This window comes from Streptomyces sp. NPDC002754, assembly GCF_053592315.1.
In genome coordinates this window covers 26170-49595 of sequence record NZ_JBSFVM010000025.1, presented here as the reverse complement: position 1 = coordinate 49595, position 23426 = coordinate 26170, and the positions used below count along the sequence as shown (strand labels likewise).

At 70.1% G+C, this 23426-nt stretch carries 21 protein-coding genes; 9 read left to right on the top strand and 12 right to left on the bottom strand.

The annotated features are described in order from the left end of the window. Window position 1: 1 nt before the first annotated feature. Together ACWD2L_RS32145 and ACWD2L_RS32140 are read right to left on the bottom strand one after the other, a co-directional pair. Window positions 2-646, bottom strand: a complete 645-nt coding sequence (locus ACWD2L_RS32145) for a hypothetical protein (RefSeq protein WP_351333735.1) — start codon at window positions 644-646, stop codon at window positions 2-4. Between the two features lie 14 nt (window positions 647-660). Then, a complete protein-coding gene (locus ACWD2L_RS32140; protein ID WP_351333738.1) occupies window positions 661-1014 on the bottom strand; it encodes a hypothetical protein in 354 nt (117 codons plus the stop codon). 414 nt (window positions 1015-1428) lie between these two features. Between ACWD2L_RS32140 and ACWD2L_RS32135 the strand changes: the two genes are divergently transcribed. Beyond that, window positions 1429-1866 carry a hypothetical protein gene (locus ACWD2L_RS32135; protein ID WP_451192738.1) on the top strand — a complete coding sequence of 146 codons (438 nt, stop codon included), beginning with the start codon at window positions 1429-1431 and terminating at the stop codon, window positions 1864-1866. A gap of 64 nt (window positions 1867-1930) precedes the next feature. On the opposite strand, the gene ACWD2L_RS32130 is transcribed toward ACWD2L_RS32135, so the two are convergent. The 4 genes from ACWD2L_RS32130 to ACWD2L_RS32115 all read right to left on the bottom strand — a co-directional run bounded on the left by ACWD2L_RS32130 (window position 1931) and on the right by ACWD2L_RS32115 (window position 4550). Next, window positions 1931-2305: a hypothetical protein gene (locus ACWD2L_RS32130; protein WP_351333744.1), complete on the bottom strand. Its 375-nt coding sequence runs from the start codon at window positions 2303-2305 to the stop codon at window positions 1931-1933. A 263-nt stretch (window positions 2306-2568) separates the two neighbouring features. Continuing rightward, window positions 2569-2925, bottom strand: a complete 357-nt coding sequence (locus ACWD2L_RS32125) for a hypothetical protein (protein WP_351333747.1) — start codon at window positions 2923-2925, stop codon at window positions 2569-2571. Between the two features lie 55 nt (window positions 2926-2980). Continuing rightward, the gene (locus ACWD2L_RS32120; protein ID WP_351333749.1) at window positions 2981-4114 is read right to left on the bottom strand and encodes a WXG100-like domain-containing protein; all 1134 of its coding nucleotides are present in this window, start codon (window positions 4112-4114) and stop codon (window positions 2981-2983) included. 94 nt (window positions 4115-4208) lie between these two features. Continuing rightward, window positions 4209-4550 (bottom strand): hypothetical protein, encoded by a 342-nt coding sequence (locus ACWD2L_RS32115; RefSeq protein WP_351333751.1) that lies wholly within the window; start codon window positions 4548-4550, stop codon window positions 4209-4211. Between the two features lie 189 nt (window positions 4551-4739). On the opposite strand from ACWD2L_RS32115, the gene ACWD2L_RS32110 reads away from it, so the two are divergent. Next, the gene (locus tag ACWD2L_RS32110; RefSeq protein ID WP_351333753.1) at window positions 4740-5480 is read left to right on the top strand and encodes a hypothetical protein; all 741 of its coding nucleotides are present in this window, start codon (window positions 4740-4742) and stop codon (window positions 5478-5480) included. Between the two features lie 113 nt (window positions 5481-5593). Further along, a complete protein-coding gene (locus ACWD2L_RS32105) occupies window positions 5594-6337 on the top strand; it encodes a sporulation protein (protein ID WP_351333756.1) in 744 nt (247 codons plus the stop codon). A 102-nt stretch (window positions 6338-6439) separates the two neighbouring features. Here the strand turns inward: ACWD2L_RS32105 and ACWD2L_RS32100 are convergent, their stop codons facing one another. The 3 genes from ACWD2L_RS32100 to eccE all read right to left on the bottom strand — a co-directional run bounded on the left by ACWD2L_RS32100 (window position 6440) and on the right by eccE (window position 12238). Next, a complete protein-coding gene (locus ACWD2L_RS32100) occupies window positions 6440-8944 on the bottom strand; it encodes an AAA family ATPase (protein WP_451192734.1) in 2505 nt (834 codons plus the stop codon). 307 nt (window positions 8945-9251) lie between these two features. Next, complete coding sequence (locus tag ACWD2L_RS32095) at window positions 9252-10850, bottom strand: hypothetical protein (RefSeq protein ID WP_351333760.1); 1599 nt, start codon at window positions 10848-10850, stop codon at window positions 9252-9254. Further along, window positions 10850-12238, bottom strand: a complete 1389-nt coding sequence (gene eccE, locus ACWD2L_RS32090) for a type VII secretion protein EccE (protein ID WP_351333762.1) — start codon at window positions 12236-12238, stop codon at window positions 10850-10852. The genes ACWD2L_RS32095 and eccE overlap by 1 nt, the downstream gene beginning before the upstream one ends. A 255-nt stretch (window positions 12239-12493) precedes the next feature. Here eccE and eccB point away from each other — a divergent pair, with 255 nt between their 5' ends. The 5 genes from eccB to ACWD2L_RS32065 all read left to right on the top strand — a co-directional run bounded on the left by eccB (window position 12494) and on the right by ACWD2L_RS32065 (window position 18886). Then, window positions 12494-13990: a type VII secretion protein EccB gene (gene eccB, locus ACWD2L_RS32085; RefSeq protein ID WP_351333765.1), complete on the top strand. Its 1497-nt coding sequence runs from the start codon at window positions 12494-12496 to the stop codon at window positions 13988-13990. Window positions 13991-14046: 56 nt separating this feature from the next. After that, complete coding sequence (gene mycP, locus ACWD2L_RS32080) at window positions 14047-15309, top strand: type VII secretion-associated serine protease mycosin (protein WP_351333767.1); 1263 nt, start codon at window positions 14047-14049, stop codon at window positions 15307-15309. A gap of 129 nt (window positions 15310-15438) precedes the next feature. Continuing rightward, window positions 15439-15807 (top strand): hypothetical protein, encoded by a 369-nt coding sequence (locus ACWD2L_RS32075; RefSeq protein WP_351333770.1) that lies wholly within the window; start codon window positions 15439-15441, stop codon window positions 15805-15807. 14 nt (window positions 15808-15821) lie between these two features. Next, window positions 15822-17420: a WXG100 family type VII secretion target gene (locus ACWD2L_RS32070; RefSeq protein WP_351333772.1), complete on the top strand. Its 1599-nt coding sequence runs from the start codon at window positions 15822-15824 to the stop codon at window positions 17418-17420. Between the two features lie 86 nt (window positions 17421-17506). Further along, window positions 17507-18886 carry a S8 family serine peptidase gene (locus ACWD2L_RS32065; RefSeq protein WP_351333775.1) on the top strand — a complete coding sequence of 460 codons (1380 nt, stop codon included), beginning with the start codon at window positions 17507-17509 and terminating at the stop codon, window positions 18884-18886. 99 nt (window positions 18887-18985) lie between these two features. On the opposite strand, the gene ACWD2L_RS32060 is transcribed toward ACWD2L_RS32065, so the two are convergent. Beyond that, on the bottom strand, window positions 18986-19648 hold the full coding sequence (locus tag ACWD2L_RS32060; RefSeq protein WP_351333778.1) for a hypothetical protein: 663 nt from the start codon (window positions 19646-19648) through the stop codon (window positions 18986-18988). Window positions 19649-20079: 431 nt separating this feature from the next. Here ACWD2L_RS32060 and ACWD2L_RS32055 point away from each other — a divergent pair, with 431 nt between their 5' ends. After that, complete coding sequence (locus ACWD2L_RS32055; protein WP_351333781.1) at window positions 20080-20379, top strand: DUF397 domain-containing protein; 300 nt, start codon at window positions 20080-20082, stop codon at window positions 20377-20379. Here the strand turns inward: ACWD2L_RS32055 and ACWD2L_RS32050 are convergent. Continuing rightward, on the bottom strand, window positions 20376-21269 hold the full coding sequence (locus tag ACWD2L_RS32050; protein WP_351333784.1) for a protein kinase family protein: 894 nt from the start codon (window positions 21267-21269) through the stop codon (window positions 20376-20378). The genes ACWD2L_RS32055 and ACWD2L_RS32050 overlap by 4 nt on opposite strands. Before the next feature lie 21 nt (window positions 21270-21290). Next, window positions 21291-23387: a protein kinase domain-containing protein gene (locus ACWD2L_RS32045; RefSeq protein WP_351333785.1), complete on the bottom strand. Its 2097-nt coding sequence runs from the start codon at window positions 23385-23387 to the stop codon at window positions 21291-21293. Window positions 23388-23426 lie beyond the last annotated feature (39 nt).

Below are 23426 nucleotides of genomic sequence, written 5' to 3'. Positions count from 1 at the left end.
GTCACGCACCCCCCGCCAGCCAGCTCCCGACGAACAGCACCGGGCACAGCACCGCAACCACCACGAGGATCGGCAGCGCCGGACCGCGCTCATGTCGCACGACCCGCCACGCCTCCTCCAGGGTGACCCGGCCGAAGCGGCGTTCACGTTCACGCCAGACACCGATGAACGGGCCGTAGTGGAGGGGCGGTCGCGGCTGGTAGCCGGTCAGCAGGAAGAAGGCGCCGACGAGCCACAGCAGGTCCGTGAGGCCGAGCCAGAAGAGCGCCCTGGACAGCTTGGCCGTGGTGAGTTCGCCGTCGACCGTGGCCGTGTAGCCGTCGTCCGTCTTGAACGCGGGGAGTGCGGCGTTCGGGACGGCGTCGTGGTCCCACCGCACGTCGGCGCCCTGGGTCTTCTCGCCGGTCTCGTCGTCCTCGAAGGTGCCGGTGCAGGTGTACGCCGCGCCCGCGGGCTCGCACGACTGGACCACCACGGATCCCGGCCGCGCCGAGACCGTCACGTGCCCGTCGAGGTACCCGACGCCCGCCCAGGCCGTCGCGCCGCCGATGACCACGATGGCGAGCCCTGCCAGCCAGCCGAACATGCGCCTGAAAATGTAATTGCGCCGCTCCACGTACTGGTCGGCGGCCCCCGTAGATGTCACGTCAGCGCCCGTCCTCAACGAATCCTGTTGTCACGCGGCGGGGCGTTCTTCGGGTCCTCGTCCGGGTCGTACTCCCGGACCTTCTGCCGCTCTTGCGGCGACATGTTCCGCCACTGCTCCCGCATGCCGGACAGCCCCTCACCCAGGGCGCGATGACCCGACGGCGAGTCCAGTACGTCCTTCAACTCCATACGTCCACCGAGGAGTTGACGCGCGAGATCCTGCAACGCGGGCGGAGCGCCCTTCATGTCGCGGACCTTGCGCAGCGACGCCGTCAGGTGCTCGTTCTGATCCTCGGTGAGGTTCTTGTCCTCGATCGGGTACTCGCGCTCACCCTGCGGACCGAATCCATTGCCACCACTACTCATGGTGTGGTGCCCCCTAGCTGTGTGTCTGTGTACGTGGCGAAGCGCCTTCACCGCCGCCGTCCGGTGCCCGGCTCGGGCGCGGGCTCAGGCGGGTCGCATCGCGTCCCGTACCCTAACGGACCGGGCCGCCGGAGCCCGCGACCCCACCCCCACCCCACACCCCCACCGAAGGTCGGTAGTCGCGTGAGTCAGCCTGTGCAGGCGCAGCCGAGGACCCGCTTGCGGGATCGCGGCGTTCTCGGATTCATGTTCATTGCGATCTTCGTGGTGATGGCGGCCTGGTTCTCGCTCCAGGCCGTCTACTCCAGCGGAAATATCGGAACTAGCGGGACTTTCAAGGCGATTTCGTGCAAAGAGTCCTTCGGCAGGGCTCCCGGGGGCTCCCACAGAAACGGCTCCTCGCACGATCCGCAGGTGACGTGCAAAGGCGCGTTCCGTCCCGACGGGGGCGGCGCGGCCGCCGCATCCGTCCGTATGACACTGCTTCCCGGGGACGCCCCGGTCCCGGACGGCGACGACTACATCCGACGGCTGATGGACTCCGGAGGTAAGGGCACTGAGCTGCACACCGCCCGCCTGAACCCCGACTCGGTGATCGGAAACTTCCTCGGCGAGTTCAATACGTCGAATCCGGGGAAGACGGAGCGGTCCGCGCTCGCCGTGCTGTTCAGCCTCTTCTTCCTCGCGGCCGGGATCTTCTGCCTCCGGGCGGACTGGCCGCGAGGCGGCGGCGGGAGCGTCCCACTCAAGGTCGCCTGGAGTCAGAGCATCGGCCCGGGGACGCGCGGCACCGTGATCACGGTCGCCTCCATGGCGGTCGTCGGCATCATCCTGACGAAGATCTTCATCTGACCGGTCACGCACGTGGGCCCCGAGTCGAGTACGACTCGGGGCCCACGGCGTTGCCGGGCGTGCGTTACGCCAGGAACGTCAGCAGCGGTCCCGTCACCAGCAGCACAAGACCCAGGACGCAGAAGCCGACGATCGACCACAGGATCAGGGCTCGGGAGCGCACGATCTGCCACGCCTCCCCGAAGGAGACGCGACCCCACCGGGACCAGCTGCCGGACATCCGCGGCGGGCGCGGCGTGTATCCGGTCGCCAGGAAGAAGGTGCCTACGCCGACCATCAATGCGGCAGCACCGAACGCCATCGATGCCCCATCGAGCATCCCCGTGGTGACCTCGCCCGGGTTGTCGTACGAGTAGCCGCCGTCCGGCGCCCGGTACACGGCCGCGAGGCCGCCCTTGAACTGCTCGGTGGGCGCCACGAAGAGGGCGTCGTCGAACATCCGATGGTCCCCGGCGTCCTCTCGGAACGCGCCGGTAGTCGTCCCCGGCGGGCGCACACGCGGCGAACCCGAACAGTCCGGGCGTGCCGGCGCCGTCCTGGGGAGTGACGTGCCGGCCGACCCAACCGCCCGCGGAGATCAGGATCTTGATGGCGAACACGACGAGCACGGCGCCGATGATCCAGCCCGTACCGCGCCGCGGTACACGAACGAGCGACGGGTCCGATGGCGCTGCCATGCCTCGCTGTTGGTGGCCATGGACACTAGCGGACCCTGCCGTCGCGCCCGGGAGCGTTCTTCGGATCCTCGTCCGGGTCGTACTCCCGGACCTTCTGCCGCTCCTGCGGCGACATGTTCCGCCACTGCTCCCGCATGCCGGACAGCCCCTCACCCAGGGCACGGTGACCGGACTGCGAGTCCAGTACGTCCGTCAACTCCATACGTCCACCGAGGAGTTGACGCGCGAGATCCTGCAACGCGGGCGGAGCGCCCTTCATGTCGCGGACCTTGCGCAGGGACGCCGTCAGGTGCTCGTTCTGCTCTTCGGTGAGGTTCTTGTCCTCGATGGGGTACTCGCGCTCACCGAGGGCGTCGTAACCATTGCGCTTGTCAGCGGTCATGGGATGGGTCTCCTTCGGCTGGAACGGTGACGGGCGGGCGAACAGGTGTGAGCGGTCAGCCGAACGCGGCGCGCACGTCCGCATCGGCCTGCGAGCCACCGGAGGCGCCACCGCCTTCCGAGGAGCCGGTGTCTCCAGCGGCTCCGCCCGACTCTGCGGAAGGGGACTCACCCGAGCCGCCGTTACCGGACGAGCCCGTCGGCTCCGAACCACCGCTGCCGCCCGACGAGCCGTTCTCGGAAGTGCCGCCACCGCCCTGGTCCGTGCTGGGCGTGGAATCTCCGGTACCCCCGGACGTCCCTGACGACGCCGACGGCTTCTCCGTACCGTTGTTGAAGAGCTCGCCCGCCCCCTGCACGGCAGTCCGCAACCCGCCCGGGTCGCCTGAATCCGCGGCCGCCAAGCCTTGGACGACCTTTCCGCCGGCCTTGGCCTCGAAGTCGTAACCGGTGCCCTCGTCGTTCACCTCGACCTCGCCGGCCACCTTGCCCATGGCCGGATTGACGACCGAGGCACCGAATCCCAGAGCAGACTCCGCCAGGCTGCCCTGCGCACCGAACCCCACCTTGATGCTCTGCGTCGCCGCCTCCGAGGCGACGGACTTCAGGGTGTCCTTGGCCAGGTCCTCAAGGATGGTCTTCGCCTCCTTGACGACCCGCTCCTTGAGGGCGTCCTGGATCGCCTGCCAGACCTTCTGCGCCGCCTCCTTGAGCAGGCGCGCCACGAGCTGCCTGATCATGACGACCCGGGCCGCGAACGCCGCCTCGGAAGCCCCGAGGGTCTCGATCGCGGCCGCCTGCGCGACGGCGAACTCGATGGCCAGATCGATGAGTTGGACGATGATGGCGATCTTCATCTCGGCCACGATGGCCGCACATGCGGTGAGCGCCCCGGCGAGCGCCCCCGAGGACACACTGATCACATCGAGGTAACCGACCCCGAGCGCAGCGTTGGCGAACTTTCCCCACTCCTCGGAAAACCCCTCGACTGCTTCACCCGAGAAATTCTCGGCCGGCCGAGCGGCCATGCCGCCCTGCGACTGCGCGTCGGCCGCGGCCTGTCCGAGCTGGAGCCACTCGTTGGCTGCCTCGACCATCTTGATCTCGTTCAGGTTCGGCCAGTCGAACCCGAGAAGGTCCAGGACGAAGTCCAGTTCAGGCGGCAGTACGGTGATCTCGTCCAAAGCCACGTGCTTGCTCCTCAGCAGTACATCAACGACAGCGGTACATCTACGAAGGCGTGCAGGTGTGCACTCGACCTTCCATCGCGGGTGCCGTCAGCGACTAGGACCCGCGGTTCTGAGACGCCTGCATCAGCGTCCGGAAGTGGTCCTGCTCCGTCGTGTCGTACTGCTCGGCCATGGAATCGAGCTTCTCCCCGACGCCCTTCAGGCCCTCCGTGAGGTGCTCCAAAGAGTCGCGGATACCCGCGCTGATCGGCTTGTAGAAGTCGAGGATCGCAGTGGCGATCCCTGCATCGTCATCGCCGAAGCCCTCTTCGTGGTCCTCGATCGCGTCGCCCGACTTCTTCGCCGCCGAACCGAACGCCTCAGCGAGCCGCGCGAATTCTTGCCCCATCGACTTCAGGACATCCGGATCGATATCGAATCCACTGCCGCCCGCCATGAGCCTTCCCCCTGCCGATCACATACCAGTCCCGGCTCCACTGAGCCGGTGTCGTACTGTAGTCGACCGAATTCACAAGAGCGCACAATGCACCCTCTCTTCACGTACCTGCCGTACTGCCTCCACGGGAGCCCGCTACGGTGCGAAACCTCCCTTACCCACCGCCCAGGGCCCAACAGGACTTTCCACATGACTTCCGCTGCCTTCCCCTCCCCTCCCTCGCCCTCCGATCCTGCGACCGAAGCAGGCAAGGCCACCCCTGTTCCTCCTTCACCGATCGGGCGGTGGTTCGGTGTCGCGCTGTTGATCGCCGCACTCGCTGTCGTGTGGTACGGCTTCTCCACTGCCGCGATGTCGACCGGCGTCGTCGGCACACGCGGCGACCTGTCGCTCAGCCAATGCGACACGACGTACGGCTCGGGCGGCTCAACGCGCTCGCACAGCAGCCGTCCGAGCCACCGGGTCACGGAGCTCAGCTGCACCGGGACGTTCCGCTCCTCGGACGGTGACGTCGTGGACAGGTCGGCGCGGCTCGTGCTGGATGGAGACTCGGGAAGCGGTGACGGCGAGGCCATCGACAAGATCCGGGAGCAGAACTACGACCAGGGATACAAAAAGGGCTACGAGGTCCCGGTCAACCAATCGTCGGACGGCAGCCTGTACGTCACGAGTTGGCTGTCCGTCGCGAACTGCCTCTGCCTCGGCTTCCTCGCCTTGATCTTCCTCGGCTACAGCTTCACGTGCATCGCCGCCGGGCACTTCCCGAAGAAGGGCATCGGCCCCTCGTACTCCGAGGGCACCGCCACTCTGCCCAAGTGGCTGTCCACCACGGAGTCCTGGCTGTGGGTGATCGGCGGCATCGGTCTCGTGCTCGCCGTCGTCTTTCGCGTACTGCTCATGTTCGGCGGCTTCGCGAGCCTGTTCTTCTGAGGCTTCTGATCCAGTTCTGACGCTCTCCCTCACGTTAGGGTGCCCCGGCGGGCCCGGGGCGGGCACCTGGAAGGCCCAGGCGAGGGATCCGGTGGCCCGGGGAGTGGGTATTCATGGCTTTTCGGAAGTTCCTCAGTTCGCTCGGTGTCGGTGCGCCCGAGGTCGAGACCACGCTCAGTGCGAGCGCCGTACGGCCGGGGGATCAACTGCACTGCAATGTGCGGCTGCAGGGCGGGTCCGTGGACATCGAGGTGGAGCGGGTCCGGATCGAGATCGTCACCCGGTTCGAGGACCGGGAGGAGACCGAGGTCCTGTGGAGCAACCCGGGTGTCGTCAGGTCGCTGGTGCTCGGTGAGAAGTTCGAGCTCAAGGCCGGGGAGACGAAGGACGGGCAGGTCTCGTTCGAGGTGCCGTGGGAGACCCCGTTGACGCACGTACTCGGCGGGCGGCCGCTCAAGGGGGCGCGGGTCGCGGTGCGTACGGAGTTGACCGTCGACAATGCCGTGGACCGCGGTGACTTCGACGAGATCCAGGTGCACGCACTGCCGGCGCAGGACGCGCTGCTACAGGCGTACGCCAACCTCGGTTTCCGCTTCGACGAGGCGGAGGTGAAGAAGGGGACCCCGAGCGGCGGCCGGAACTCGCAGACCGATTACTGGCAGGAGATCGAGATGTGGTTCCCGTCGGACTACCGGCGTCCGGGCGGGCAGTTGGAGACGGTGTTCGTGGCGCGCCACGACTCGCTCGACCTGATCACCGGCCCGCACGGGCCGTACCCCTTCTCGTACAGCAACATCGACCTGCCCGCGTGGACGGCCTGGCTCGACCAGCATCTGCGGGCGACCTTCCAGCGATAACGCGTCATCCGAGTACGAGCACTCATACGCACTCATACGAGGGAGGGGGCCGCGTCCGTATCGGACGTGGCCCCCTCCCTCGTATGAGTTGCTCGTACTCGCCTACTGCGGCGGCTGCTGCTGCGTCCAACCGGACGGCAGGCCGCCGCCACCCGGCTGCTGCGGCGGCTGCTGTTGCTGCGGCGCCTGGGGCGGCTGCTGTTGCTGTTGCTGTTGCTGCGGGTAGCCGTAGCCCTGCTGGCCCGGCGGCTGCTGCCCGTAACCCTGCTGCTGCGGCGGGAAGCCGGCCGGGGGCATGCCCGGCTGCTGGCCGCCGTACATGCCGCCCGCCTGCATCTGGGCCTCGGCGCGCTGCGCGAAGTCCTCGGCGATCAGCGACGCGATCTCGAAGTACGCCTCACGCGTCTTCGGACGCATCATGTCGAGGTCGACCTCGGCGCCCGCCGCCAGGTGCTCGTCGAACGGGACGACGACCACGCCGCGGCAGCGCGTCTCGAAGTGGCTGACGATGTCGTCCACCTTGATCATCTTGCCGGTCTCGCGGACACCGGAGATGACCGTGAGGGAACGCTGGACGAGGTCCGCGTAGCCGTGCGCCGACAGCCAGTCGAGGGTGGTGCTGGCGCTGCTCGCGCCGTCCACCGACGGCGTCGAGATGATGACCAACTGGTCGGCCAGGTCCAGGACTCCGCGCATCGCCGAGTAGAGGAGACCGGTACCCGAGTCGGTGAGGATGATCGGGTACTGCTTGCCGAGGACGTCGAGCGCGGAACGGTAGTCGGCGTCGTTGAAGGACGTCGAGACGGCCGGGTCCACGTCGTTGGCGATGATCTCCAGGCCGGAGGGGGCCTGCGAGGTGAACCGGCGGATGTCCATGTACGAGTGCAGGTGCGGGATGTTCTGCACCAGGTCGCGGATGGTCGCGCCGGTCTCACGGCGCACGCGGCGGCCGAGCGTGCCGGCGTCCGGGTTGGCGTCGATCGCCAGGATCTTGTCCTGGCGTTCCGAGGCGAGGGTCGCGCCGATCGACATCGTCGTGGTCGTCTTGCCGACGCCGCCCTTGAGGCTGATCACGGCGATCCGGTAGCAGGACATGACCGGCGTGCGCATCATCTGGAGCTTGCGCTGCCGCTCGGCCTCCGCCGCCTTGGCGCCCAGCTTGAACTTGCTGGGGCCCTTGTTGTTGTTCTTGCGCTTCGGCTGGTTGCGCAGGAGGCGGTCCGAGCTGAGCTCGACCTGCGCGTTGTAGCCGAGGGGCGCACCCGGCGCCGAACGCTGCTGGCCGGCGCCCGGGTCCCAGCCCGCGCGCGGGTCGACGGCCGGCTGCGGGTACGCGTTCGGGGCGGGGGCCCCGGGAGCGGCCTGCTGACCTGGGGGCGGCTGCTGACCGGGAGCCGGTTGCCCCGGAGCCGGTTGACCCTGCTGAGGCGGCTGGCCGTACGGGGTCTGCGGTGCGGGCGGTGCCGCCTGGCCCGGCTCCTGACCGGGGGCGGGCTGCGGCTGCGGCTGGCCCGGCTGCTGCGGCGGGTAGCCGTAACCGGGGGCCGGGGGCTGCGGGTAGCCGTAACCGGGGGCGGGCGGCTGCGGGGCGGGCTGGCCGGGAGCCGGCTGCTGCGGCGCAGGCTGCCCGTAGGGACCCGGCTGCTGCGGGGCGGCGGGCTGGCCGTAGGGGCCCGGCTGTTGAGGAGCGGGCTGGCCGTACGGGCCCGGCTGCTGCGGCGGCATCGGCTGACCCGGCTGACCGGGAGCGGGCTGCGCCTGGGGCTGGGGTTGCGCCGGAGGCTGCGGCTGGGGCTGGGGTTGCGCCGGAGGCTGCGGCTGGCCCGGCTGCTGCTGCGGCGGGTAGCCGTAACCCGGAGCCGGGGGCTGCGGGTAGCCGTAACCGGGGGCGGGCGGCTGCGGGGCGGGCTGGCCGGGAGCCGGCTGCTGCTGCGGCGCGGGCTGCGGGTAGCCGTACCCACCGGCGGCCGGGGCCGGCTGACCGGGAGCGGGCTGCTGCTGCTGCGGCGGGTAGCCGTAACCAGCGGCGGGCGGCTGCGGCGCCGCCGGAGCGGCACCAGCCGCGGCCGAACCGGCCGCGGCAGCCGCCTGGTTCACATCGGGAGCGTCCCCGGACGTCGTGGCCTCGGCCGCCGCCGTCCCGGATTCCGCTCCGTCAGCGGCGTCGTCGTCATCGTCATCGTCGTCGTCCCCCCACAGGTCACCCGTGGGATCGACGGCCCCGGAGCGGCGGCTCGACGCGGCGGGATCGGCGGCGGCAGCGGGCGGGGCGGCAGGAGGAGCAGCCGGCGGCGCGGCGGGAGCGGCCGGTGCCGCCTCCCCCGCGCCCGTACTCGTACCCCCGAACGTCGGGAACCCGGGCGCGGCCGGCGGCGGCGCGGACCCCTCGGACGAGGGAACCGGCGCGGGCGGCGGCGGAGTCGCGCTCCCCCCTGCCGTGTCGGACGAGGGGGTCGCAGGCGTGCCGGACGGCGGCGTAGTACTCGATTCGCTTGGCTGCGCGTACCAGGACGGCGCGTCGAAATCGAGCCGGAACTCTCCCGTCAGCTCCGTCTCGATCGAACCGTCGCCGGGTTCCGGGTTCCGCTGGTCCCGGTCACTGGTCACTGTGCCTCCTGGTCTCTGCTGTGCACCTGAACGACCGGATCCGGCGGGACCTGGTGGGTCGCTCGTCGTCGCCCCCGACCGTCGCGGCGGCCCCGCGTCACTTGCGTCTCAGCCGTTCGTCCGGACAGCGTAAACGGTTCGGGGCGGCCCCCGTAAAGGCGGTACGTGTCACGTACCCGTCGGTACACGTCACGTACCCGCTCTCCACGGGGCCACCCCACGCCTCTTCGGGACCACCCGCCGCACGCCGGAACCCGCCGGGTGTCGATCCACCCGGCGGGCCGACAGGCGGACAGGCCGCCGCGCGTCAGTCCATCCGGCGCGGGCCGCCGAGCAGCCCGGTCTCCGGTTCCGTCGGCTGCACCATCACGAACTGGCGCTTGTCGCCCGCGATCCACAGCATCGTCGCGTCGCTGAGCGTCGGCAGCGTCTGGGTGAGCTGCTCGGGAAGGCGCAGCACCCGGCCGATGACCTCGGCCTCCTGCGGGGAGAGGTTCTGCAGTCCGATGACGTCGGCGCGGGCGAGCAGCCGCGGCGCGCGCGGGCCGAGGAACGGCACGACGGTGAGCGTCGACTGCCAGGGCGTCGGCGCGATCTGGGAGCGTCCGGGCTGCGCGCCCAGGTCCCGTACGACGAGGACCGGGCTCGCCACCGACGCGCCCTGCGCGGCCATCTGGCGCGGCTCGTACACGGAGACGCACTGCAGTCCGCCGCCCGCGGCCTGCGCCATCGGCGCCCACGCGGCGGGCCGCACGGACTCGACGGCGATCCGGGCGCCGATGGCCGCGGTGCGCAGCGCGATGATCTGCGCGGTCCACATCGAGCCGACGACGAGGATCTCGCGCGGCTTGGGCCGCAGCATGTCGAGGACGGCGGGGCTGCCCTGCGGGTCGACGCCGATGACGACACCGTCGTCTCCGACGCTCACGCCGAGCGAGCCGAGCGACTTCTTCGACATGACGTGCCGACGGCGGCGCGGGCCGCGAAGCCCGTAGCCGGGGCTGGTGAAATCCTCCTCGAACTCCGCGAAGTCGTCCTCGTTCGCCGGGTCGTCGGGGAGGGCCCGGTGCGTGGGCCGGCCGGAGCCGACCTCCGGCGCGGGCGCGTACGTCATGGTGGTGCCGGTGGCCACGGGGGCCGCCTGCTGCGGCACCTGGGCGATGCCGCCGACGACACCCTGGGACGGGTCCTGCGGCTGCGCGTACTGCGGCTGGGCGACCGCCTGCTGCTGGGCCGCCCGCTGCTGCGCCATCTGCTGCTGCCGCTGCTGGTCCTCCCACTCGCGGCGGCGCGCCTCGGCCTCCTCGGCGCGGCGCTGCTCCTCCTGGTAGCGGGCGCGCAACTGCCGCTGCTCTTCGGCGTGTTGGGACGCCGTGGCCTGCTGCTGGGCGGCGGCCTGCTGCTGCTGTTGCTGTTGCGGGTAGCCGTAGCCGCTCTGGTCCGGGGTCGGGTGTTGCTGTTGCTGCTGCGGATACCCGTAGCCGCCTGCCTCGGGCGTCGGCTGCTGCTGCGGGTAGCCGTAGCCACCCGCTTCGGGCGTCGGCTGCTGCTGCGGGTAGCCGTAGCCACCCGCTTCGGGCGTCGGCTGCTGCTGCGGGTAGCCGTAGCCACCCGCCTCCGGCGCCGGCTGCTGCTGGGCGGCGGCCTGCTGCGCCTCCCACTGCCTGCGCCGCTCCGCCGCCTCCGCGGCCCGTTGCTGCTCGGCGTGCTGTTCGGGCGTCAACTGCTGCTGTTGTTGCGGGTAGCCGTAGCCACCCGCCTCCGGCGCCGGCTGCTGCTGGGCGGCGGCCTGCTGCGCCTCCCACTGCCTGCGTCGCTCCGCCGCCTCCGCGGCGCGGCGCTCCTGCTCGGCGTGCTGTTCGGGCGTCATCTGCTCGCGGGGGTCCTGGTTGCCGGGGGTACTCATCAGCGCGTGCCTCCGAGGGGAAGGGTGGCGAGGAGGCCGGGCAGCTGTTCCCGGTCGAGACGGACGAGGCCGGCCTTGAGGCCGGAGGCGGCGCGCTCGAGTTCGCGCTTTGCCTGACCGAGTTCGTTCTCGCTGCGCGCCGAGAGGCGCACGTGCCCGCTCACCGCGACGTCCTCGCGGCCCGCGCGTGCGAGGGCGATGCTGAACGTCGTCGCGAGCGTACGGGTCGTGGACAGGCCGGACGCGAGCGCGCCGAGCGGCGTGCCACCGCGGCCGAGCTGCGGCCACGTACCGATCCAGTACGAGGCGTGCCAGCGGTCGTCGCACCGCCAGGCGCGCACGCTCTCCTCGGTACGCGGACCCGAACGGCCTTGCTGCGACTGGGCGTTGAGGTTGGCACGCGGGTTGACGCAGGTCGCGACGGAGAGCGCGGAGAGGACGGCGTTCTCGTCGAGGACCTCGGCGACGAAGCCCCGCCCGTTGAGGCGGCTGATCAGCTGGTCGGCGGCGCGCAGCAGGGCACGCTGGGCGCCGCGCAGGTCGCCGCCGCGCGCCTCCACGGCCTCCGGGCACAGCTCGGGGTCGAGCTTGAGCGCGACCCATGTCATCCGCACCGCGGGCGTTCCGGCCTGCGCCTGGAGCGCGGCGTACGCCTGCGCGGCGAGGGCCTGCGGCGGCAGGTGCGGGGCGGGCGCGGGCTGGGTGTACTGCACCAACTGCACCGATTCGAGGTGGATGTCCTCGACGTCCAGGGCGTCGGCGAGCAGCTCGACGGGCAGCGGTCGCGCGTCACCCTGCGGGCGCAGCGGGCCGGGCGCGGAGTCCACCTGAACGAGTGCCGTCAGGAACGAGCCATCGCCGACGAAGCCGACGAGCCGCCGGTCCCGGGCCTCGTACTCGAACGTGCGCAGGCTCGGGTCCGCCTCGAGGAGCGGCGCGAAGCCGCTGTCGATGTCGGCGGGCGGCGGCCCGCTGAAGGCGCGGCGGCGGCGCTTGAGGGCGCGGCCGATCGCCATCCACTCGGGAAGCGGGTGGCGGCGGCGCCGGCCGAGCTGGAGGAAGACGAGCAGTCCGCCGATGATGGCGGCGGGCAGCATGAGCACCGCCTTGATCGCGGCGGCCGCGACGACGAGCGCCAGCGCGATCTCGATGATGATCAAGTGGTGCGTGCTGATCGGCCCGAAGCTGCCGATCTTGCGAGGCAGCTTCGGCCTGGCCGGTCCCGCGGCCTGCTGCTGTACGGGCGGCGGGGCGACCTGCCCGGTACGCCCACCTCGTCCGCCCTGCCCGCCGGTGGGGCGGCCGCCGGAACGGCCCCCTCCGCGGCGCCCGTTCGGGGCTGGTCGCCCCTGATTGCCACGCTGTCGGGTCCTGCTGGCGCTGGACATCCCCCGCCCCGCTCCTTCGCTCGCTGCTGTACTGAATCGTGATGGCCGGCTGGGTTGAATCGGTCGGAATCGGACCGCCCGGGGCCATCGGGACCCAACGTCGGCTGGCGCGTGGAAAAACCGTACCCGTACGCTACGGCCCGATCACCACACGGCATAGTAGAGGCCCGTGCGGCGCACGCGCCGGGGGTGGTCGGGAAGTGGACCCAGCAATAGTCCAGCACGGTCCAGCGAGAACGGGGAGAATACGTAACGATGGCATCACGCCGCGACGAACTGAATGCCTACAATTTCGCACGCAAGCGGACCGTTGCCGCTTTTCTCAAGCCGCTCCCCAATGGCTCGGTCGACAGCGCACCGAGGCCGCTCAAGCGTGTGGTGCCCAGCATCGCCATGGCGGTGGTGGTCCTGGCGGGCTTCGGGGCGTGCGGAATGATGAGCCCGGTTGCCCCGAAGGGCTGGGACACCCCCGAGGCGGGGATCATCGTCACGGATCCGTCGGCGACGCGGTACGTGGTGCTCAAGTCGGGCGACAAGGACAAGAGCGGCAAGGACGTCCCCGTCCTGCACCCGGTGCTCAACCTCGCATCGGCGAAACTTCTGTTGGACCCGAAAAACAGCGGTGACGGTTCCGTGAAGACCGTCAAGGAAAAGTTCCTCGACGAATCGGATATCGCCCAGGGTTCGATGGTCGGAATTCCGTACGCCCCCGACCGAATGCCGAGCGACAAGGACGCGGGAGCGGCCAAGGTGTGGGCGCTCTGCCAGCAGGCGAGCGGCGGCACGGATGCGACGTCGGTGCAGCAGACCGTCTTCGTGCTCGACAAGAAGGACGCGCAGAAGGTCACGGCGAAGTCCTCGGGCAAGCTGGCGGGCGACCAGGCCCTGTACGTTCAGGACAAGAGCGGCACGCCGTATCTGGTGAGCAGCAAGGGTGTCGCGTACAAGCTCGCGGGGAGCTCCGCCCTCAGCCTCGACCAGCTCGTCCGCACGCTCTTCGGCGATCACGCCCAGCCGCGCACCGTCACGGACGACTGGCTCGGCACGCTCACCCAGAGCCCGGAGCCGATCTCGGTGCCGTCCGTGCCGGGCGCCGGCGGCCCCTCCAGCGCGAGCGGCGTACCGTCCAAGTACCGCACCACAGGCACACTCCTGCAGACCAACGGCGGCCAGCACTACCTGGTCGAGCAGAACCGGGTCATCTCCATCACCGACTTCCAGACGGCTCTGCTCAGGGAAACGCTCGGCGGCAACGCTCGGATCGCCACGATCACGCAGGGCGAACTGACCCTGGGCCAGGGAAGCCTGACGGGTGGTGACACCTGGCCCACCCAGGCCGTCTCCCTCGCCAACGGCGGGTCGAAGGACACCTCCTGCTCCGTCTACCACGGCGGCAAGTCGACCGACCTGACCACCTGGGCAGGCTCGTCCCTGCCCATCGGCTCGATCGCGTCGAGCGCGTCCTCGTACGTCAGTCCGGGCAGCGGCCTGCTCTACCAGGAGCAGGAGGGCAAGTCGTCCAGCGGCTTCAACTACCTGGCCACCGACACGGGCCTGCGCTACTACCTCCCTGTCAACAACGACTCGGGCAAGGACACTTCGGGCTCCGAGAAGCAGGAGGTCAGCCAGGCGAAGATCCGCCTCGGCTACGAGAAGACGCCCAAGGTGTCGGTCCCCACCCAGTGGTCCAAGCTCCTGCCGTCCGGCCCCGACCTGACGACCAATGCCGCCAAGCAGACGCAGAACTCCTGACGCGGAACTCCTGACGCCGAATCCCTGGCGCAGAACTCATAGGGGGAACAGAGACCGTGGCACCCACCATGGCACCCATCGTCGCCGCCCACCGTGTCGCCGCCCGACGCACGGCCGCGGCGCTCGCGACGACGGCCGTACTCGCCTGCCTGACCGCGACGCCCGCCGTCGCCGACGACGGCACCCAACTGGCCTCCACCGACTGCCAGTTCGGCGGCAACGTCATCAAGGGCACGCCGTGGTCGTTGCAGCGCGTCATCCCGGAGCAGCTGTGGGAGGGCAAGTCCCTCAAGGGTGACGGCGTGACCGTGGCCGTCATCGACACGGGCGTCGACACGAAGAACGCGCAGCTGACGGGGAAGGTCCTCGGCGGCAAGTCGTTCGCGAAGGGCTCCAAGCCCACGACCGACGGTGTCGGCCACGGCACGAAGGTGGCCGGCATCATCGCGGCCTCGCCGATCGACGGCTCGGGTTTCCACGGTCTCGCCCCCCACGCCAAGATCCTGCCCCTCCAGACGAGTACGGCGGAGGAGGGCGGCAACCTGGCGACCATGATCGACGCCATCAACGCCGCGGTCTCGGCCGGCGTCGACGTCATCAACATCTCGCAGGGCACCACGGCGAACGTGTCCAAGCTCGCCCCCTTGCAGGCCGCGGTGAACAGGGCCGAGGCCAAGGGCATCCTCATCGTCGCCTCGGCCGGCAACAGCGGCTCGTCGGGCAACGACTCCGACACCTACCCGGCGGCCCTCGACAACCCCAACGTGCTGTCCGTCGCCGCCTCCGACCGCAACAACGAACGCGCCCCGTTCTCCACGCCGAACGAGCACGTGGACATCGCGGCCCCCGGCGTCGACATGGTCTCGACCGTGCCCCAGGGCGGCCAATGCGTCGACCAGGGAACGTCGTTCGCCGCCCCGTACGCGGCCGGGGTGGCCGCCCTCCTCAAGCAGAAGCACTCCGGGTGGTCCCCCGAGCAGATCATCTGGCACCTCGAGGACACGGCGTCCCGCTCGCACGCGTACCGCGACAACAACATCGGCTGGGGCGTCATCGACCCCGTGGCCGCCGTCAAGGACGCGACCGCGCCCACGGAGCAGATCACCAACGAGGACCTCCAGGGAGCGGCGGGCGCGAACGCGGGCAGCGGCGAGAAGATCACCGCCGCGAAGCTGACCCTGGGCGAAACCCCGGCGGAGCGCGATTCCCGCTACGGGACGTACCTGGTAATCGGCGGCGGCCTCGCCTTCGCCATCATCGCGGCGGGCGCGATGGCGCGGCGGGACTGGTTGCGGCGGCGGGGCGAGGACGTTCTGTGAGGGAACCTGTGTTGAACTTGTGAGTTCGGCGCGTCTCAGGCGATTCTTGAGGTAGTCACTGCGCGTCCAACTGCACGCGGCACAACAGAACTTCAGAGTTACAGAAGAAAACGGGGAAGGCGGCCTGCGATGGCTGACGGGTACGAGGTCGATCTCGATGCCCTTGACCAGGTGGTCAAGGAACTGAACCAGGTCCTGAAAGACATGGGCGGGCCCAAGCGGAAAGCGGCGTACTCGACGTATGTCCCGAAGGACGCGCTGGGGGACTTCGACGAGGCGCGGAAGCTGGCGAACGCGCACGACGCGATGAAGACCCGCATCGAAGACGACATGATCGCCAAGATCGAGAAGCTGATCGACAAGTTCGGGCAGAAGACGCGTAAGGCCCACGGTAAGTATCAGGACGCTGAAGCCGACAACTCAGTCAAGGCCCAGGGCACGTACCAGGACGCCGAGGCCGACACGGGCGGCTCGAACGTCGCCAACCGGAACGCCTGAAGGGGGACAGCAAGATGGTGGCAAACGCACCAACGGGCGGCCGGGGTGAGGGCGCCTCGGGCAGGGGCTTCGACACCCCGTTCAATACGAAGGACCTTGACAGCCTGAAGAACATGGTGGCCAACACCAACCCTGGGCTCCTCAGGGAAGTTTCGCAGGCCTGGAAGGAAGTCCACGAAGAGCTTGTCGGCCCGGACGGGGACGGCGGCGTACTGGCGCAGTTCAACAAGGCCGTGCAGAAGGTCCTCGAGAGCTGGAAGGGCGGCTCCGCCGACAAGTTCGCGGAGGAGGCTGGCAAGATCAGCCAGGAGATCGCCAACGGTGGCAGCTCCGCGAAGCTCACGTCGGACGGCATGTTCGACTCGGCGGACAAACTTGACGAGGTCAAGACCGCGCTTGACGACATCGACGTCAGCTGGTGGGACGAGGCGTGCGACTCCGTCAGCGACTACTTCAGCACCATGGATGCCGCGGATTTTGCCGCAGTGCTGGCTGCTCCTTCCACCTTCGGCGCCTCTGCGGCGGTCTCGCAGTACAGGCACATGCAGGCGGCCGATGCTGCCCAGAGCAGCATCGACGGGGACATCGCTAGCGGAATGGAGACCCAGCAAGTCATTAAGACGTGGGGCGACAGCATGGGCGCCAAGCGGGAAGCGTCACTGCAGGCTGCCACGCATCTGGAGGGGTTGGCAGCCTCCTACTCGTCGACGTCGGACCAGTTCGATAACGCGACCCCCGGAAACAACACCTTCAAGCCCCACACCCCCGACACCGGTGGCGGCCCCGGCAACGTGAACGTCCCCGGCTCCGGCGGCGCCAACCCGAATATTCCGGGCGGCTCCGGTATCGGTACAGGCCCGGCGGGCAAGGGTATTCCACACTTCGACAGCAACGGCCTGAAGTCGCCGACCGCATCGGGCGGCGGCATTCCGGATGCGTCCCAGATCGGTACGGGTCTCGAGAGCGCCGCCCCCAGCATCGGTACCGGCCCGGGCTCCGGCCCCGGGGCAGGTGGCGGTCTCGGGGCCGGTGGCGGCATCGGCGGCGGCGCAGGAGCCGGTGCGGGCGGCGGTATCGGCGGTGGTATGGCCGGCGGCCTCGCCGGTGGTATGGCCGGCGGTGCGGCTGCTCTGGGGCGTGGAGCCGGTGGCGGCGCGGCCGGACGTACAGGTTCGGGAGCAGTTGGCCGAGGAACGGGCGCGGGTACCGGCCGAGGAACGGGCACAGGCGCCGGCCGCGGCATGGGCGGCATGGGCGGTGGCGCCCATGGTGCAGGCGGAGCCGCCGGCAAGGGCGGCGCGGGCAGGATGGGCGCTGCCGCACGCGCGAAGGGTGGAGTCGTCGGCGGAGCGAAGGGCAAGACCGGCGGGGCGTTCACCCCTGGCGGTACGGGGCTGCGCAACCGCGGATCCGGCACGGGTGGCACAGGCGCCGGCGGCAAGGGCCAGAACGGCCGCAGCGGCTTCGGCCCCGCTGGAGCCGCCGGCGGACGTGGCGCCGGAAAGCAGCGCGGCGAAGGCGGTAACAACAGTCGTCTCCCTGACTACCTCACCGAGGACAAGGAGACCTGGACACCCAAGGACCGCAAAGCCAACCCGCCCGTCATCGAGTAACCAGATACCGTTCGTGGGGCCCACGACCACCCGGTCGCGGGCCCCACTTACGACAGCACGGAACCAACCCAGAAAGGTGTCAGAGCATGCGCTTCGCGCACAGGACGCTCCGCGCGATCGGTGGTGCGGCCATGGTGGGAGCCCTCGTGCTCGGCACCGCATCCACCGCTTCGGCGGACACCACCAGAAACAGCCAGTGGCAGAACAAGGCGTTCGACATCAACGCCATCCACAAGGTCGCCACGGGCAAGGGCGTCACCGTCGCGGTACTCGACGACGGAGTGGACGGAACACACTCCGACCTCACGGGCAATGTGCTTCCAGGCAAGCGCTGTTCGGACAGCAAACCTGCCAACGAGGAGAAGCTGGACGATCACGGCTCGGGCATGGCCTCTCTGATTGCGGGCCACGGCCACGGGACTGGGAACAGCGCAGGCGTGCTGGGACTGGCACCAGACGCCAAGATCCTTCCCGTTGACATCTGGGCGACCGAGGGTGGCGCTATCGACAGATCGCGGAAGGCCGCCTGCGAGTGGGACGAGGCGATCCGCTACGCCGTCGATCAAGGCGCCGATGTCATCAGCATCTCTGTCTCTCAGGGCTACACAGACGAGACGAACAAGGCGGCCATCGCCTACGCCTTGGCCCACAACGTCGTAGTTGTCCAGGCATCAGGCAACGACGGCACCGAAGAGAAGCACGGCCTCGGATCCGTCCCCGGCGTCACCCAAGTCGGCGGTTCCGTCCAGAACGGCACCCCTTGGGAGGACGAGAACTACTCCAAGCAACTCATGTTCACCGCCCCGGCCAAGGACATCATCGTCGCCACCAGCCAAGGCGGCTACGAGACCGAGGACGGGCAGTTCATCAAGGGCGACTACGTCACCGGCGATGGCACCTCCATGTCCGCCGCCATCGCCTCCGGCACCTTCGCCCTCCTCAAGCAGAAGTACCCGGACTACACCCCCGGTCAACTGGTCAACCGCGTCATCAAGTCGACGTACATCGCCAAGGGCGTCGACAAGTCGAAGCTGCCCGACGCGTACCACGGTTACGGCGACCTGAGCCCGCTCAAGGCGCTCACCGCGAACATCCCCAAGGGGGGTGCGAACGGTCCGTGGGATCTGTCCGCGCTTCCGAAGGCCTCGGGTGACTCGGGCGACAAGGCCGGTACGTCCCCCTCCCCCGCCACCGGAAATGCCTCCGACTCCTCGGACAGCGGCAGCTCGAACACGCTGCTCTACGTCGGCATCGGCATCGCCGCGCTCGTCATCATCGTGGTGATCGTCGTCATCGTGGTCGTCTCCCGCAACAAGAACAACCGTGGCGGACCTGGCGGACCCGGTGCCCCCGGCACCATGCCCCCGCCCGCCTACCACCAGGGCGGCTACCCGCCCCAGGCCCCGCAACAGCCCGGCCCCTACGGCCAGCAGCAGCAACCGCCGTGGGGTCCTCCGCGCCAGTAGGTGGTCGGCCGACCGGACGCTGAGCAGTACCCGCGACGAATGAGGCCCGTGACCATTCACCTGGTCACGGGCCTCACGCCTGCGCGTGCGTCCGCGTGCCTAGTTCTCAACGCGCATTTCACTGCGAACGTGCCCCGTGAGCTCCGCCGCCTCCTCGGTCGTCAGGCCGAACGTGCCGTCGTACGGAGTGACCACCCCGACCGTCGCGTAGTCGGCCCAGCCGCACACTGTCGTCTCCGTGGCCGGGTTGTCGTCGTCCCAGTTGTCCACCCTGAGGTCCGCGCACCTCATCACCGCGTCGCCGCCGAGCGAGTCCGCCTCCGTGTCCTCCTCCACGCCCAGCGACGAGACGACGTGTCCGGGGGCCTTGTCCGTGGCCTCGGTGAGCTTGTCCCCCACGAGTTCGAAGTAGTAGGCCAGGGCCAGTTCGGGGTTGTCGAACCTGCCGTAGCCACCCGTGATCGAGAACCTCTTGCTGTTCCCCGCACGCTGCAACGCGTCCTGGGCCACGCCCGTGTCGGAGGTGTCGACGTTGTCGACGAGCTCGTCGGAGTAACTGACGGCGATCTCCGTCGGTTTCTCCATCTCGTGCCACTCGAGCTTCTTGGGATCCTCCGTCGCGAGGTCGGGATCCGCCGGGTCGCCGGCGCGGTAGTACGTGGCGAACGACATCGTCGACGGTGCGGTCAGCTTGTGCGGGCCGTCGTCGTCCGGGCCCTGCGCGTCGCGGATCCAGAACATGCCGAAGCCGACCAACGTCATCAGCGCCGCCCCACACGCGACGAACGCCAAGGTCTTCCCCAGGCCGCCACGGCGTGGTGGCGGGGGATATCCACCCTGCTGCTGCGGGAACCCGTAACCGCCGTACTGCGGCTGCGCTGGTTGCCCATACGGCTGGCCCGGTTGCCCATACGGCGGCGGCGGGCCCTGTTGTCCGTACGGTCCCGGCTGCGCGCCGTACGGTCCCGGCTGTTGGGGTTGGCCGGCGTACGGGCCCGGATGGTTGCTGCTCACTGCTGGAGTCCTCCCCGTGCTGATGCGTCAGGACATCCTCCCGGACGCACCGGACCCATACGTCCATCGGACCGCTTCCTCCACCAAAGAGTCCCGTTTCATCGGGTCACGGTGGTCGCCGGTCAACCCCCACTAAACTGACGGTGATTGTCACAGGACGACGAAGGGGCTGATGCGGCGTGGGGACTTCAGGCGAGACGCCGGAGGAGATCGAGGCCCGTAAGGAGCGCGAGAAGAACGAGTTGTACGCGCTCGACATCTCCGGCGTCGAGTGGGAGAGCGCGCCCGGTACCGAGCAGGACGAGGAGCGCGTCGAGATCGCGAAGCTGCCGGACGGCGCCGTGGCGATGCGTTCGTCGCTGGAGCCGGAGACGGTGCTGCGGTACACCGAGGCGGAGTGGACGGCGTTCGTACTCGGCGCCAGGGACGGGGAGTTCGACCTGGAGCCGTCCCCCCGCAATGGCGGCCCGGAAGCTTAGTAGCCGTACGTGCCCGGCGTCGTCGGCAGGTCCGCGTCCAGTACCGACGCCGCCTGGTGCGCCAGTGCCGCGACGAGGCGGGCCGGCAGCCAGCCGGGGGTCAGCAGGCCCGAGGCGTGGTTCGTGGCGCCGAAGCCGGCAGGCTGCCGCGCGGCAGCCGTGCCCGCGCTCAACTCGGCTACCACATCCGCCAGTTGTGGTCTCTGCGCCGGGTCCCGGGACAGGCACCGGCTCACCAGCGGGCGCAGCGGCGCCGGGAGTTCCTCCCGTTCGGGCACCGTGTGGCCCGTCGCGGCGTACGCGAGGGTCGCGCCCAACGCGTAGACGTCGCCGAGGGGGCGGGGGTGTCCACCCGCCGCCTGCTCCGGGGCGAGGGCCGTGGCGTCGACGCCCGGCAGGTCGCGACGTACCGCTCCGTCGGGTGCCGCCGCCCGTACCGCGCCGAAGCAGTCGAGGCGCGGGCCGTCGAAGGAGAGCAGGACGGCCGCCGGGGAGAGGCCCGCGTGGACGAGGCTCTGGCCGTGGATGACGGACAACGTCTCGGCGAGCGCGACACCGAGGGCGCGGACGGTGTGCTCCGGCAGCGGGCCGCCGTGGAGGGCGAGCGCGGTGGGCAGTGGCAGTACGGGGGTGTACGGGCGCGCGTGCCAGGGCGCTCCGCCGGGCGGCGCCAGTTCGACGGTCGGGAGCGTCCAACTGCCCAACAAGTAGCGCGCGGCGTCCGCTTCGGCCATGAAGCGGTTCGGGTCGACGCCGGGGGCGGGGGCGCTGAGGAGGACGGTGCGGTCACCGCCGGGGGTGCGGGCGATGTGGCGGACGACGGCGTGGTCGGTGGGGTCGATGGAGGTGAGCAGGAGGTAGGGGCCCACCTGCTGCGCGGCGCTCTGCATGTGTCGTCGGTCCCTTCGGCCTCAGAAGGTGCTCAGCGCGTGCACGGCGCTGTCCATCAGCAGGAAGACCCGGTTGCCCGCGGCGGCGAGCTGTGTGTAGTGAGGCCGCGGGTAGCGCGTCGTCCAAGGGTTCTTGCCGTCCTTCCGCGGGATGCCCTTCAGTTGGAGTTCGCCGATTCCGTCGCCGTCGTCGACCGACCAGATCGAGGTGCCCTGCGCCAGCACACGGCTGGTCGTGGACGGGCCGACCGCGAACCACTCCTGGTTGCCGTCGGCCCGCTTGTGGCAGCGGGTGACGTCGACGGCGTTGGCGTACACGTGGTTTCCCCGTACCTCGGGCGGGCCCCACTTGCTGTAGACGGAGTCGGCGCCGCCCAGCGGGAACGTGCTCCACTCCCGGTTTCCGTCGCGGAGCCGGTAGGCCTCCAGCGTCTTGCCGTTGAGGTAGACCATGCCGTCGGCGATGGCGGGGCGGACGACCGATTCGGACTCCTCGGGCTGCGTCCAGGCCTTGCGGCCGTCGCTGGTGCGCACCGCGAGCACGGTGCCGTCGGTGGACGGGACGACGAGGACGCCTCCGCCGACGGCGGCCGGGCCGTGCAGCTTCTTGCGGAACTTCGCGGGCACGGTGACCGTCCACCGCACCTCGGCGTCCTCGCTGTTGACGCAGCGCAGCCGGTCGTCCTTCGTGATCATGTAGACCGCGTCGGGGCCGGCGGCGAGCAGCGTCTCGGCCTCCGCCTGCTCGCACGTCCATTTCGCGGCGCCGGTGGAGGGCACGAAGGTGTGCAGCGTCCCGTGTTCGTCCGCGCCCACGACGAGCCGGTCGGCCAGCGATACGTAGCCGGACCTGGCCCGCAGGCCGTCGGCGGACCATCGCCGCTTGCCGGCCTTGACGCCGTACGCGCCGATGCCGCCGGAGCCGAGCGCGAAGACCAACACGTCGCGTACGGGCAGGAGTTCGGGTGTGGTGGCGTCGGCGGTGGTGACGGACCACAGTTTCATGGGGCCGCCGTTCTCGGCGTAGTCCTCGGCGGGCTTGGACTTCAGTGCCTGTACGGGAGTCCTGGCCGCGGCCGGGATGTCGAACAGGGCGCTGTCGGGGCGCGAGCCGTACCACCACGCGGCCGTGCCACCGCCGGCCGCGGCGACGGTGCCGCCGACGGCGAGCGTCGTCAGCAGGCGTCTTCGCGACATGGCGGGCTTCTGCGGCGGCTGCGTTCCGCCCACGATGGTGGTCGCCAGGTGCCGGGCCCCGGTCTCCCGCTCGGTGATCGCTTCGGCGATGGAGCCGCGCCGCCAGGCCTTCTCCGCTCCCTTGGGCGGGCGCATCGCCTCGGCGATCTGGGCGGGCGTGGGGCGGTGGGCGGGGTCCTTGGCGAGGCAGGGTGCGATCAGTGCCAGCAACTCCGGGTTGATTCCCTGGAGTTGGGGCTCGCCGTGCACCACTTCGTACTGCACGGCTGCCACGTGTCCGCCGTCGAACGCGCGCCGTCCGCTGGCCGCGTACACGAGCACCGCGCCCAGCGAGAAGACGTCGGCGGCCGGTGTGACGCGGTGGCCGAGCACCTGCTCGGGGGCCCCGTATCCGGGGGTGACCGGTACCTCCCCGGTCGTGGTGAGGGTCAGTCCGTGCTCGGGGCGGGCGATGCCGAAGTCGATGACGCGCGGGCCCGTCGACGTCAGCACGATGTTCGGCGGCTTGAGGTCGCGGTGGATGAAGCCCGCCGCCTGGATGTCGGCGAGGGTGTGCGCGAGGGAGGCGGCGAGGGCGCGCAGGGCGGGTTCGGGCAGCGGCCCGTGCGCCTCGACGGCCTGGTCGAGGGTGAGGCCCGCCAGGAACTCGGTGGCCATCCACGGGCGGCCGCCCTCGGTCCACGCGCCGAGGACGTTCGCAACTCCCTTGCTGCGCACGGCCTGTGCGGCCTGCGCCTCGCGCACGAAGCGCTGGGCGAGGTTCGTGTCGTGGGCGAGTTCGGGCTTGAGCACCTTGACCGCGGCGAGCGTCCCGGCGCCGTCCTGACCGACGTACACCTTGCCCATGCCGCCTTCGCCGAGCACGCCGAGGACGCGGTAGGGACCGAGGCGGAGGGGGTCGCCGATGCCGAGGGGTTTCATGTGGGGCCTTCTGCCGGGGGGCGGTCGCGGAACGTATGT